This is a genomic window from Acinetobacter lwoffii (assembly GCF_024129855.1).
Lineage (GTDB): Bacteria > Pseudomonadota > Gammaproteobacteria > Pseudomonadales > Moraxellaceae > Acinetobacter > Acinetobacter lwoffii_L.
In genome coordinates this window covers 22,672-35,183 of the sequence record NZ_JAMXXC010000005.1, presented here as the reverse complement: position 1 = coordinate 35,183, position 12,512 = coordinate 22,672, and the positions used below count along the sequence as shown (strand labels likewise).

Here is a 12,512-nt window from a genome sequence, read left to right as displayed (position 1 = left end):
AGCTGGCCCAGTGCCAGCTTTTTTTATGTCATTTTTTTGACAGCGAAAATTTACCCTTCATGGCTTCGTCATTAAAATGCAATAAATCTGTCATAAGATGCAGTCATTAAATCACCAAATGACGAGAATACGTGATGAAGAAACAGTTAACTATTGCAGTATTATTAGCAGCATCTCTGGCATTGACTGCGTGTGCAAAACAGGAAAGCGCACCAGAAGCTGAAGCAGAAAGTTCGGCAGCAGTGGCAGATCAGACGGTGACTCCAGAACAGCAAGCCGCCATTGATGCCATTGACCAGCCAATTTTAGATGAAAAAAATACTGATATTCCAGCTGAAGTTGCCAATGCGCCAGCCGATGAAGCAACTGCAGACGAGTCAGTTGCTGCGACTTCAGAGCCTGTAGCACCTTAATCCGGTTGATGTGACACAAAATCCCTGCAAATGCAGGGATTTTTTTTAAATAGTGTTATTTGTTGCTGAATTGAAACCTTTGAACATGTAGAATATGTGGCATTCACTGGGAGGATATTATGGCTCTTATTTCATTGCGCCAGCTCTTGGATCACGCCGGCGAACATGCTTACGGCGTACCAGCATTTAACGTAAACAACTTAGAACAAATGCGTGCAATTATGCTTGCAGCAGATGCAACCAATTCACCTGTTATCGTACAAGCATCTGCGGGTGCGCGTAAATATGCAGGCGCTCCGTTCTTGCGTCACCTGATTTTGGCTGCAATTGAAGAATGGCCACATATTCCAGTGGTAATGCATCAAGACCACGGTACCAGCCCTGACATTTGTCAACGTTCAATCCAGTTAGGCTTTTCATCAGTGATGATGGACGGTTCACTCGGTGAAGACGGTAAAACACCAACTTCATATGAATATAACGTTGATGTGACTCGTCGTACAGTTCAAATGGCACATGCGTGTGGCGTATCTGTTGAAGGTGAAATCGGTTGTTTGGGTAGCCTTGAAACAGGTATGGCGGGTGAAGAAGATGGCGTAGGCGCAGAAGGCGTACTGGATCATTCTCAACTCCTCACTTCAGTTGAAGAAGCACGTAGCTTCGTTGCTGATACCAATGTTGATGCGCTTGCAATTGCAGTAGGTACTTCACACGGTGCGTACAAGTTCACGCGTCCACCTACAGGTGATATTCTTGCGATTGACCGCATTAAAGAAATTCACGCAGCACTTCCAAATACGCATCTTGTCATGCACGGTTCAAGCTCTGTGCCACAAGAATGGTTGGCAGTGATTAACCAGTATGGCGGCGACATCAAGGAAACTTACGGTGTTCCGGTTGAACAGCTGGTTGAAGCGATCAAACACGGCGTGCGCAAGATTAACATCGATACTGACTTGCGTTTAGCATCTACCGGTGCAATGCGTCGTATGATGGCAGAAAAACCAAGCGAATTCGATCCACGTAAATTCTTCAGCGCAACTGTAGATGCAATGAAGCAAATCTGTATCGATCGTTACGAAGCTTTTGGTACTGCAGGCAATGCAGACAAGATTCGCCCAATCTCTTTAGAGAAAATGGTGTCACACTATAAATAATTCCCAGTGAATCATTTATAAAAAAAGCCCACTGCAAATGTGGGCTTTTTTGTAGACTCATAAATATCAAGAATAAGAGCAGCATATGGAACTGATTTTCGCAGCAGCGCTATGCAGCGTTGCGGTCTCAATATTATTAAAAGTCGCCAAAAATAAGGGCTTGAGTCCGATATACATGATTAGCTGGAACTATATGACAGCCAGTCTCTTGTGTTTTTTCTGGTTTAAGCCTGATATTCAGCATATTTCAATGTCTCAGACACCTTGGTTGCTTATTCTGGCTCTGGGCATTTTACTTCCGAGCGTATTTCTGTTTCTGGCCAAGGCTTTGCAAACGGCTGGAATTTTAAAAACCGAAATTGCCCAGCGACTCTCGGTAGTTTTGTCACTGGCTGCAGCCTATTTCATTTTTCAGGAACAGTTTAATCAGCTGAAAATACTGGGGATCGCTTTAGGTATTGGCGCAGTGTTGTGCATCCTGTTTTCACATCGACAAAGTACAGGACAGGGCAGTCAGGGAATGTTGTATCTGGGCTTGGTCTGGGTCGGTTATGCGCTAATAGATGTATTGTTGAAATACACGACCAGTCTAGGTTTGCAATTCGCCGTGGCGCTGAATCTGATGTTTGTCTGCGCCCTGATCATTTCGATGGGCTATCTGTTAATCAAATATAAAAGCTTGGGCTCGATGCAGAATATCGGCGCTGGTCTGTTATTGGGTTTCCTGAATTTTGCCAATATTGCTTTGTATGTCAAAGCCCATATGCTGCTTAAGGATTCACCTGCGATCGTCTTTGCTGGCATGAATATTCTGGTGGTGGTATTTGGTGTCATTGCAGGTCTGGTATTCTTTAAAGAGCGGCTCAAACCTGCAAGTGCTGTAGGGCTGTTGTTAGGCTTGACTAGTGTGATTTGCCTAGCTTATGCAATGTCTGCTTGACATAAGAAGATGCAAATTCAATCGGATGTCGGAGCTGGTCACCTGCTTCGGCCAGTCCAAGCAATAAACCGGCCTGTTGGCAGTCTGGACAGTGCGGATAACGATGCTGTTGATCTTTATAGTGTTGGAGATAAATTTTATCGCAATGATGGCATTCAAATTTCAGGGATTTGGATGTAAGGAGCGACATAGATGACCTCTATTGTTATTCTATTAGATGTAAATTAAATAAAGCAAAAAATAGGCCCGAATTGATATGGAAAGGGGCGCTTGACCCCTTTTATAGCATAAATCCCTTACAGTTTGGTGAAAATATCTTCAGCGGCAAGACGTGATTTAGGCAGTTTGGCATTGAAATCATTTTCACTGCGATAGCCTAAAGTCAGCAGTACAGAGGGAATCAAGCCCTGTTCTGCAAGTTGTAATTCTTCATTAATTATCTCTTCATCAAAACCGCCAATTGGTGTGGCATCAACCCCTTCAATTCCGGCAGCCAATAGCATTTGACCGAGTGCAATAAAGGTCTGGTTTTCAGCCCAACGCTGAATATCACCTTTTTCATTACGATAATAATCAATATAACCTGCACGGGTGTTTTTCTGACCTTCCTTGGCGGATTCATCTTTAAATCGGCCACTGAGATCATCGCGGTTCAATAAGTTTTCCAGATGTAGCTCATTAATATCGGCTTTGGTGCAGAATAAAATGGTATGGGATGAATCCAGAACTTTGGGTGCATTGTAGGCATAAGTACCGACTAAGGCTTTGGCAATGCGCTGTTTGGCGGCATCATGATCGGCAATAAAAAAATGCCAAGGCTGAATATTGATTGAAGAGGGTGCCAGACGCAAAATTTCTAATAAACGCTCGAACTGTTCTGCCGGGATTTTCTTGCTAGGATCATAGGCTTTAGTGGTATAGCGGGTCTGTGTGATCTTGAGTAAATCCATCAATGGGCTCCAATCTTTTTAAATAAACAGCGAGTAGAAGTTTTAAATATATACATTTTTCACATCCCCCGATTATTACAATAAAAAAGCATCAGGCAAAGCCTGTTCTGAGATGATCTTGAGCTGGATTCAAGCAAAACTTAGAGTTAAATCAGATTAAAACCCAGTTTTTGTCTATTGGCACTTTTAAGCGAGAAGCGTTTAATAAGAGATATCGCCGGCAACATGCAAATAGGTTAGCGGATGCAAGTCACCAATTACTTTAAACACAAATTGAAAACCCAGCAGCAAATCGGCTTATGGATTGGACTGGCCGATGCCTATGGAACCGAGATTGCGGCAAATGCAGGCTATGACTGGTTGTTGATTGATGGTGAGCATGCCCCCAGTGATCTGAGAACGACCTTGTCACAACTGCAAAGTATTGCTGCTTATCCCTCGCAAGCCGTAGTGCGGCCACCCATTGGCAGCGTACAACTGATCAAGCAACTCCTTGATATCGGTGCACAAACGCTGTTGATTCCGATGGTAGAAACCGTGGAACAGGCCGAACTCATGGTCAGGGCAGTCCGTTATCCGCCTGAAGGAATTCGTGGCGTTGGTGCTGCACTGGCACGTGCCACCCGCTGGAACAGCATTCCAAATTATTATCAGACGGCACATGAAGAAATCTGTTTATTAATCCAGATTGAATCAGTCACAGGACTTGAAAATCTGGATGCTATTCTTCAGATCGACGGGATTGATGGCGTGTTTATTGGCGCCGTTGATCTATCTGCCACTATGGGTTATCAAGGTGATCCGAATCATCCTGAAGTACAAAAAGCTGTAATTGATGCAATCCAGCGGATTCGTTCTGCAGGCAAAGCTGCAGGAATTCTGTCAACCCAGCATGAAGTGACGCAAAAATATATCGAACTTGGCACTGAGTTTGTAGCAGTGGGCGTAGATACCAGTGTTTTGATGAATTCCTTGCGTGATCTATTGGGGAAATATAAAAAGGATATCAATGTGATTAATCCGACTAGCGGTTATTAATCAACAAGAGATTCTGAATGAATAGCTTGCTTAGATTTTTAGTTTATTTTTAACCGGAAATTCTTTAGATGAGCTATTCATTCAGCCATAAGAAAATCATAATGAACCTTCAAGATGCAGAAAAATTTTTACAAGAACAGCAGAACATCTTAGAGAACCAACGTCAGCAAAAAACTAGACGAGTGCAACAAGCCTTTTTTATGATTCACGTACTGTTTGTAGCCTTAAATGCTATTCTCTTGATCCTAAATTATCAAAAGACGGGAGAGTGGAACTTGCTGTACCTCGGGCTGAGTTTCATGTCTCTAATATTGATTTTAAGGTATTTAAAGACAGGTTCTGTTTATCAACGGAAATGAAGTAACGTTAAAATGAATTTTAGATCATAAAAATCAAAAGCCTAATAATTAACAAAGCATGAAAAAAGTTCTTAAAAATCCCATTCTATTGTCATTACAATGTAATTTTGCTTTTGCTGGATAAATAGCTTACACTGGTTGCACTTCAAGCAAGTACTGTTCTTGCTTCTATTATTATTTTAAGCTGATTGTGATGTACTTTTTAGTTCAAGTATTTGAACTCAAATAAGATCTACTAGCCATAGAACTATTATGTAAACTAGGTTGTTATTAATCTCTCTCCATATAGTCACAAAAAGCTCATATCGTGTGAGTAAATATTTTGATCAAAATCAATGAATGGCATATTGCCACTGCCGCTGATGGCAATGAAATTAACGTGAAACTGGTTCCATTAAAGCGCAAGCAAAATACAATGGACGGTTTTATCTGGGTTGAGGTCGGTAAAATGATTCAATTGCCAACGGGTGAGGAATTTCAGTTCAATCTCGATGGTAAAAGTTTCTATACTGGGGTAAACCAGCTTTATCGTCTGTGTTAAGCAGATCAATATCGTAAAAAGTGGCTGATTAATATCGCCACTTTTTTAGTTTCAGGGTATCAAAACTTTGATCTTCCTGAATTTCCAGAATCTCTGCACTGTCTTCTTTCCAGTCGCCTAGTACAATTCTTCTTTTCTGGGCTAACTGATGAATGGCTGCGCGATGCGTATGACCATGGATCAGTACATCTACATCCTGTAATTCCAGCTCAACTGCATGTGGGTTGACGTCCATCACTTCATAGCTTTTAAACTGTTGTGCCTGATGGCTTTGTTGACGAAAGCGGTTGGCTAGTCTGGTTCGAAATGAGAGAGGGGTTTTTCTTAAGAAGCCAAGTAGCCAGGGATGACGAATAATCTTTTTAAAACGCTGATAGGAGACGTCATCGGTACATAGGGCATCGCCATGTTCCAGGCGAAAATGTGTTCCGGCAATGATTAGCTGATCGATTTCGGGAAGAAGCTGCCCGCCAAATCGAGCTAAAAATTTACTTCCTAAGACAAAATCCCGGTTGCCGGCCTGAAAATAGACTTGATTCCCAGCCTGAGTAAACTGTTTTAATGCAGTGACAATCTCGTCCAGCCACGGAGACGTATAATCATCACCAATCCAGGCATTGAACCAGTCACCCAAAATATACAGTTGGGTATTTTGATCTTGATACTCAGTTAATAAATCTAAAAACCCCCGAACAAGTCGAGGGTGATCAGGTGACAAATGTAAATCTGAGATAAACAGATAGATCACGAATCTTTTCCTTGTTTAATTTAATCCCTCCCGACCTCCCTTTGAAAAAGGGAGGAAAACCTTATTTTGATAAAAGGTGATTCCCTCCTTTATTAAAGGACTTGCGTAGCAGTGCTACTCAGGGAGGATTTAAACTTATTCAGAAATGATTTTTGCAGATTCGATTACTACATTTTCTAGAGGAACGTCAGCGTGGTAGCCACGGTTGCCAGTACGTACGTTTTTGATTTCGTTCACAACGTCCATACCTTCAACCACTTTACCAAATACCGCATAACCCCAACCTTGAGCAGTTTTGCCAGAGTGGTTAAGGAATGAGTTGTTTTTCACGTTAATGAAGAACTGAGCAGAAGCAGAGTGCGGTGCCTGAGTACGCGCCATTGCAATCGTACCTTCGTCATTGGTCAAGCCGTTGTCTGCTTCGTTTTCGATTGCATCACGTGTTGCTTTTTCTTTGAAGTTTTCATCCATGCCGCCGCCTTGGATCATGAAACCATCAATAACACGGTGGAAAATTACGCCGTCATAAAAACCGTCACGTACGTATTCTAAAAAGTTAGCTACGGTTTTAGGTGCTTTTTCAGCATTGAGTTCTAGAACAATACGACCTTTATTGGTGTTTAATTCGACTTGAGGAAAACTCATTGTGTAATCTCCTGATCATGGACGAGTGCCATGGTTTTTTCTGAATGAGTGAAGCATAAGCAAACTACATTCGACAAGGCAAGTAAAAACATTATTTTCTTTGTTAAAAGCATAAAAATAATACCTTATTTATACGTTGATTTATCAAGGCATTTCAAATGCAGCCAGACAGGGCGTTATATTTCGGACAGGCACGAATTGAATCATTTTCCAGTTTCGTAAAGTGTTGATATTTTAGTTTTGGGCAGCTTGCTGTATTTTCACTTTTTAAAATGAGTGAATTGAAATCAAATACCGTAGTTAGCGGTTGAGAGATTAAGCACCTATAGTTAAACTAAGGAACTTTGATAATGAATATACGTACAACTTGTACGATGAAATATTCGTTAATCCCTTTTTAACTTTAGAAGTGAATGATTGATCATGAAGCCAAATGATGTTGTGACATCTCTGCCCGAGAACCCGACCCAGAAGAACAATGCAGTCGATTCAGTGCAGCAGCAAGAACAACAACCAGGCTTGGACTTTGTACGTCAGGTCATTACCGATGATTTAGCTGCTGGTCGCGTTCAACAGGTGGTGACGCGTTTTCCGCCTGAGCCGAATGGCTATTTACATATTGGCCATGTGAAAGCAATTTGCTTGAACTTCGGAATTGCTGAAGAATTTAAAGGTGTGTGTAACCTGCGTTTTGATGATACCAATCCGGATGCCGAAGAACAGGAATATGTGGATGGTATTGCCAATGACGTGAAATGGCTGGGTTTCCAGTGGGAAGGTGAGCCGCGTTATGCATCAAGCTATTTCGATCAACTTTATACTTGGGCAGTTCAGCTGATTGAGCAGGGCGATGCCTATGTGGATTTGCAAAGCCCTGAAGAGATCCGTTTAAACCGTGGTAATTTCGTTGAGCCAGGTAAAAACTCGCCACAACGCGATGCAACGGTTGCAGAAAACCTGGAACGTTTTGAGAAAATGCGCAGCGGTGAATATGCAGAAGGTCAGGCCGTTTTACGTGCCAAGATCGATATGACGTCACCGAACGTGCATATGCGTGATCCGATCCTGTATCGTATCCTGCATTCTGAACACCATCAGACTGGCGATAAATGGAAAATTTATCCAATGTATGACTATGCGCATCCACTTTCTGATGCGATTGAAGGCATTACGCATTCACTGTGTACTTTGGAATTCCAGGATCACCGTCCGTTCTATGACTGGGTGGTGGCAAAAGTTAAATCACCATCCGTGCCACGTCAGTATGAATCGAGCCGTTTGAATGTGGACTATACCATCACCTCAAAACGCAAATTGCGTAAGCTGGTTGAAGGTGGTCATGTAAATGGTTGGGATGATCCACGTATGCCAACTGTAGTGGGTATGCGTCGTCGTGGTTTCACACCTGAAGGTCTACGTGATTTCTGTCAACGTGTCGGTGTGTCGAAGGTTGATGGCAGTATCGTCGATGTAGCCATGCTGGAATACTGTATTCGCCAGTCTCTGGAAAATACCGCAGCTCGTGGTATGGCGGTGTTAAATCCATTAAAAGTGACTTTAACCAACTTGCCAGCCGATATGGACCTGACCCATTCACGTCATCCGAATGTCGATATGGGCGAGCGCGTTATTCCATTGACGACTGAGCTGTATATTGACCGTAAAGACTTTGAAGAAGAGCCACCAAAAGGCTTTAAACGTTTGATTCCAGGTGGTGAAGTCCGTTTACGTCATGCCTATGTGATCAAATGCGACGAAGTCATTAAAGATGAAAATGGCGAAGTGGTTGAGCTGAAATGTTCGATTGATCCTGAAACTTTAGGTAAAAATCCTGAAGGCCGTAAGGTCAAAGGTGTGATTCACTGGGTATCTGCGACAAAAGGCGTTCCTGCAGAAGTGCGTATTTACGACCGTCTGTTTACGGAGTCTGATCCAGAAGTGGGTGATGACTTCTTGGCAAACCTGAACCCTGAATCATTGAAGGTGGTTCAGGCCGTGATTGAGCCTGCATTAGCGCAAGCTCAGCCGGAGGATCGTTTCCAGTTTGAGCGTGAAGGTTATTTCGTGGCAGATCAATATGATCATTCCAGCGAAAAACCGGTATTTAACCGTATTCTGGATCTTAAGGACAGCTTTAAACCAGGCAAATAAGCTGGTTTAAGTCAGAATGTAAAAAGCCCAACTCTGGTTGGGCTTTTTCAATACAGCAGGGAAAATTGCATGATTGTGCGTGATAAGAATAATAGTTTGGGGTTACTGTTTGCCTGGCAGGGAACGATTCTGCCCAAGGTGCTGCCCGCATTAATCTTGGTGGTTTTTATTTCCGCTTTGCTGGTGTATTTGAGTCAGGCGCATTTCGTGAGCCTTCCTGCTGTCCCGGCAATTGGCTTTACCATCTTTGGTGTGATTCTCTCGATTTTTTTAAGTTTTAGAAATACAGCCTGCTATGATCGCTGGTGGGAAGGTCGTAAGCTTTGGGGCGCGCTGATTGCCACCACGCGTCATTTATGCCGCGACAGCCATGTGCTAGATAATCAAACCCGTGAAATGTTGCTGTATCGCATGATGCTGTTTACCCATTTGTTACGTGACCGGTTGAGACAGCAAACGCCCAGTATTCAGGATTATCAGGCGACTACCGGTTTTGAACCTAAATCATTTGAGCAATTGTCCATGCAAATCAATCCTTCACAATGGGTGCTGGAACAGATGCAAAAAGAGCTGGTGCAGCAATATAAACAGAGCAAGATCAGCGATATTATTTATAACAACCTGAATCAGCATACTGTGGCTTTGGGAGATATTCAGGCCGGTTGCGACCGGATTTTGTCAACGCCATTACCATTTTCTTATTCGGTGCTGTTGCATCGCGCGGTTTATTCTTTTTGCTTTATCTTACCTTTCAGTTTGCAGGCGAATTTAGGCCTGTGGACGCCGATACTGGTCGGATTGATTGCTTATATGCTGCTCGGGCTGGATGAGCTCAGTGCGGAGCTGGAAGAACCTTTTGGCCTGCAGGACAACGATCTGCCGCTAGATTCAATTGTACGACTAGTAGAGCGGGAAACCCTAAGCTCTTTAGGTAAAGCACTACCTGAGGCGATTCAAGCCAGAAAAGGCTATTTAACCTGATTCCTTATCGATATCATCAAAATGTAAACACGAACTTAAAATTTCTTGCTAATAAAAAATCATCGGCAGGCTGAGCTTTAAATTAACGATGTTTAAGATTGGTCAGGTCTGACACTTTAGTTTTAGCCTGATCTTGCAATTCACGGTATTGTTGCAAACGCAGATTGGCTTTATCTCTGAGCTTCTTCTTGATGTACAGCGCCAATGCGAAACTGGTGGTGGTCAGGGTCAGGAACATGCTGTTCATAAAACTCATCATCGAGCTGATATAACCAATCGTGGTCAGACGATTCATCATATAAATCACTTGCGGGCTGCTTTCTACGCCGGTAATGGCCCAGGTACACAAATGTTCGCAATTATTAATAATCAGATGATAGTTATTTTCATGCATTCTGGACCGCATGCGGCGCACCACTTTACGACCTTTATATTTTGCCGAGTCATAATGCTGCATATGAATCGGTTTGCCATGACTGAATTTTTCAATCGAGGTGATTTCAATGGGGCGTTTCTTGAATAAATGCGCAAAGCCGGAATAATGAATGACACGACCACGTCCGGCGTAAATCCCATGATGGGTATAACCGAAATGTTTAACCATAAGGTGTGCGCCTATGGGAAACCGTTTAGTCTGTTGCATATCAGAATTAAGCCATTTAAAAAGCATTGTCGTTTAATAGGAAGTGTACTGTGTTTTGCTAAATTAATCGATGCCTTGCCTGAGTTTCAGATCAGAATTGAAGAGTTATTAAGCCAAATTTAAAGGGATTTAAAGAAAGCAGAATTTAGAACATATTCTTCTGGTAAAGGTTTTAAATAGCCTAAGCAAGCCTTAACATTTCTTCAAATCAAAGGGGATCAAATAAGTTGTTTAGAGTTTTCCTGCCTGATCTCTGAAGTTTTAAAGTTGGAGTTAATAAACTATGCTGAAATAGAGAAGACCAAACCCTTCAACTATAAACTTTCAAGCATAAAAAAGCACCTGACTACGCAAGTGCTTTCTTTATACGGCTGTAACCTTGGCCGATTACTGCAATGGCAAGTGCTGAAGTTCATTCAGTTCTTTACGGCTATAGCCGCGAGATACCAGAACCTTTTTAATTCCGATGATGATTTCTTCATCAGTGGCTTTAGAAAGTGCTTCAAGAAGCTGTTCATTTGTCTTGCAAGAGCAATCATTTTCAACACAAGCAATTTGATTCTTGTGTTCATTGTGTTGTTCATGAGAAAACAACTTTTGCCAAAAACTCATAGAGCCTTCATACAACAACCTAACATAGAGTGAAATATAGCCAATTAAATAAATAAAGCAATAGGACCTATGTGATAAAAGCAGCAGTTGGTCTTGAAAATTTCCGATGGAAGCCTAAAGGTCTAACGATATTTCTTGCTGTACAAGTCAATATTTATTATTAAATACATGATTTTTAATATAAAAAATGGAGCTTTAAAAAGCTCCATTTTTGTAACAATATAATAAATTGAAACAAATTCTTTATACTTTTTCCAACAATACACCCGTTTCAACATGGTGTGTATACGGGAACTGGTCAAACATGGCGAACTTGCTAATTTTATGCGTTTGAGACAACTGTTTCAGATTGTCATATAAAGTATCTGGATTACAAGAAATGTAAATAATACGCTGGAAACGCTGTAACAGTTTCAGCGTTTCATCATCAATACCAGCACGCGGTGGATCGACAAATACCGTATCAAAATCATAAGTCGAAATATCAATTTGTGCTTCCTGTAAGCGACGGAAAACACGTTCGCCATTATACGCTTGAGTGAATTCTTCTGCAGACAAACGCGCAACCTGAATATTTTCAATCTGGTTCTGCTCAATATTCCACTCAGCTGCATAGACTGAAGATTTGGCTAATTCAGTGGCCAATACACGGCGGAACTTGGTCGAAAGTGGCAGGGTAAAGTTGCCATTGCCACAGTAGAGTTCCAGCAAATCTTTATCTGATTGCTCTGCTGCATCACATGCCCATTCCAGCATTTTTTGACAAACTTGTGCATTCGGCTGGGTGAAGCTGCTTTCGATCTGCTTGTATTTATAGCGACGGTCAAAGACCGACAGTTCTTCCACCACATATTCATCAGTCAGGACGAATTTCTGGCCACGGCTGCGGCCAATCAGTTTGATATTCAGCTTTTCCGCCAGGGCTTTTGCTGCAGGTTCCCAGCTTTCATCCAGCTTGCGGTGATAAATCAGGGAAACTAGGACTTGGCCACTTAAAGTCGCCAGAAAATGGACTTCAAATAGACGATGACCCAGATTGGCATCTGCCTTGAATGCTTCAAGTAATTGTGGCATCAAGTCATTAATGCTGCGGTCTGCAATTGGAAATTCATCAATACGAATGACTTTTTTATTGTTGTTCTCGTCACGTTCGAACATGGCATAAAACAGATCATCTTCAGTATGCCAGATCCGGAATTCAGCACGCATGCGGAAATATTTTTCAGGAGACTGGAATACTTCTAAAGCAGGTGGTTGATATTCGGCAAACTGAGCGCTGATGCGTTCAATTTTGGCTTCAAGTTGTTGCTGATAAGATGAAGTCATATGCAGTA

14 protein-coding genes are annotated in these 12,512 nt (G+C 42.1%); 7 read left to right on the top strand and 7 right to left on the bottom strand.

Annotated elements, in window-relative coordinates; translation table 11 throughout:
- The first annotated feature begins 134 nt into the window (after positions 1-134).
- The 3 genes from NI465_RS06225 to NI465_RS06215 all read left to right on the top strand — a co-directional run bounded on the left by NI465_RS06225 (position 135) and on the right by NI465_RS06215 (position 2,510).
- Positions 135-413 carry a hypothetical protein gene (locus NI465_RS06225; RefSeq protein WP_005107177.1) on the top strand — a complete coding sequence of 93 codons (279 nt, stop codon included), beginning with the start codon at positions 135-137 and terminating at the stop codon, positions 411-413.
- A gap of 119 nt (positions 414-532) precedes the next feature.
- Entirely contained in the window at positions 533-1,570 is a 1,038-nt protein-coding gene (fba, locus tag NI465_RS06220) for a class II fructose-bisphosphate aldolase (protein ID WP_004279853.1), read from the top strand.
- A gap of 85 nt (positions 1,571-1,655) precedes the next feature.
- The gene (locus NI465_RS06215) at positions 1,656-2,510 is read left to right on the top strand and encodes an EamA family transporter (RefSeq protein WP_253144659.1); all 855 of its coding nucleotides are present in this window, start codon (positions 1,656-1,658) and stop codon (positions 2,508-2,510) included.
- On the opposite strand, the gene NI465_RS06210 is transcribed toward NI465_RS06215, so the two are convergent.
- Positions 2,473-2,700, bottom strand: coding sequence for a hypothetical protein (locus NI465_RS06210; RefSeq protein ID WP_253144657.1), 228 nt, complete (start codon positions 2,698-2,700; stop codon positions 2,473-2,475). The genes NI465_RS06215 and NI465_RS06210 overlap by 38 nt on opposite strands.
- 106 nt (positions 2,701-2,806) lie before the next feature.
- The gene (nfsB, locus tag NI465_RS06205; RefSeq protein ID WP_253144654.1) at positions 2,807-3,460 is read right to left on the bottom strand and encodes an oxygen-insensitive NAD(P)H nitroreductase; all 654 of its coding nucleotides are present in this window, start codon (positions 3,458-3,460) and stop codon (positions 2,807-2,809) included.
- Positions 3,461-3,703: 243 nt separating this feature from the next.
- Between nfsB and hpaI the strand changes: the two genes are divergently transcribed.
- On the top strand, positions 3,704-4,498 hold the full coding sequence (gene hpaI / locus NI465_RS06200) for a 4-hydroxy-2-oxoheptanedioate aldolase (protein ID WP_004279848.1): 795 nt from the start codon (positions 3,704-3,706) through the stop codon (positions 4,496-4,498).
- Between the two features lie 681 nt (positions 4,499-5,179).
- Positions 5,180-5,398: a hypothetical protein gene (locus tag NI465_RS06195; RefSeq protein WP_004279847.1), complete on the top strand. Its 219-nt coding sequence runs from the start codon at positions 5,180-5,182 to the stop codon at positions 5,396-5,398.
- Between the two features lie 28 nt (positions 5,399-5,426).
- On the opposite strand, the gene NI465_RS06190 is transcribed toward NI465_RS06195, so the two are convergent.
- The gene (locus tag NI465_RS06190; RefSeq protein WP_253144652.1) at positions 5,427-6,146 is read right to left on the bottom strand and encodes a UDP-2,3-diacylglucosamine diphosphatase; all 720 of its coding nucleotides are present in this window, start codon (positions 6,144-6,146) and stop codon (positions 5,427-5,429) included.
- Between the two features lie 135 nt (positions 6,147-6,281).
- Positions 6,282-6,791, bottom strand: coding sequence for a peptidylprolyl isomerase (locus NI465_RS06185; RefSeq protein WP_004279844.1), 510 nt, complete (start codon positions 6,789-6,791; stop codon positions 6,282-6,284).
- A gap of 423 nt (positions 6,792-7,214) precedes the next feature.
- Between NI465_RS06185 and NI465_RS06180 the strand changes: the two genes are divergently transcribed.
- Together NI465_RS06180 and NI465_RS06175 are read left to right on the top strand one after the other, a co-directional pair.
- The gene (locus NI465_RS06180) at positions 7,215-8,942 is read left to right on the top strand and encodes a glutamine--tRNA ligase/YqeY domain fusion protein (RefSeq protein ID WP_213687197.1); all 1,728 of its coding nucleotides are present in this window, start codon (positions 7,215-7,217) and stop codon (positions 8,940-8,942) included.
- A 69-nt stretch (positions 8,943-9,011) separates the two neighbouring features.
- Complete coding sequence (locus tag NI465_RS06175) at positions 9,012-9,923, top strand: bestrophin family protein (RefSeq protein ID WP_253144649.1); 912 nt, start codon at positions 9,012-9,014, stop codon at positions 9,921-9,923.
- Between the two features lie 82 nt (positions 9,924-10,005).
- Here the strand turns inward: NI465_RS06175 and NI465_RS06170 are convergent, their stop codons facing one another.
- From NI465_RS06170 to trmA, 3 genes are all read right to left on the bottom strand, one after another.
- Complete coding sequence (locus NI465_RS06170) at positions 10,006-10,566, bottom strand: lecithin retinol acyltransferase family protein (RefSeq protein ID WP_026055785.1); 561 nt, start codon at positions 10,564-10,566, stop codon at positions 10,006-10,008.
- 387 nt (positions 10,567-10,953) lie between these two features.
- Complete coding sequence (locus NI465_RS06165; RefSeq protein ID WP_004279838.1) at positions 10,954-11,178, bottom strand: hypothetical protein; 225 nt, start codon at positions 11,176-11,178, stop codon at positions 10,954-10,956.
- 243 nt (positions 11,179-11,421) lie between these two features.
- Complete coding sequence (trmA, locus tag NI465_RS06160; protein ID WP_180087285.1) at positions 11,422-12,504, bottom strand: tRNA (uridine(54)-C5)-methyltransferase TrmA; 1,083 nt, start codon at positions 12,502-12,504, stop codon at positions 11,422-11,424.
- Positions 12,505-12,512: the final 8 nt, after the last annotated feature.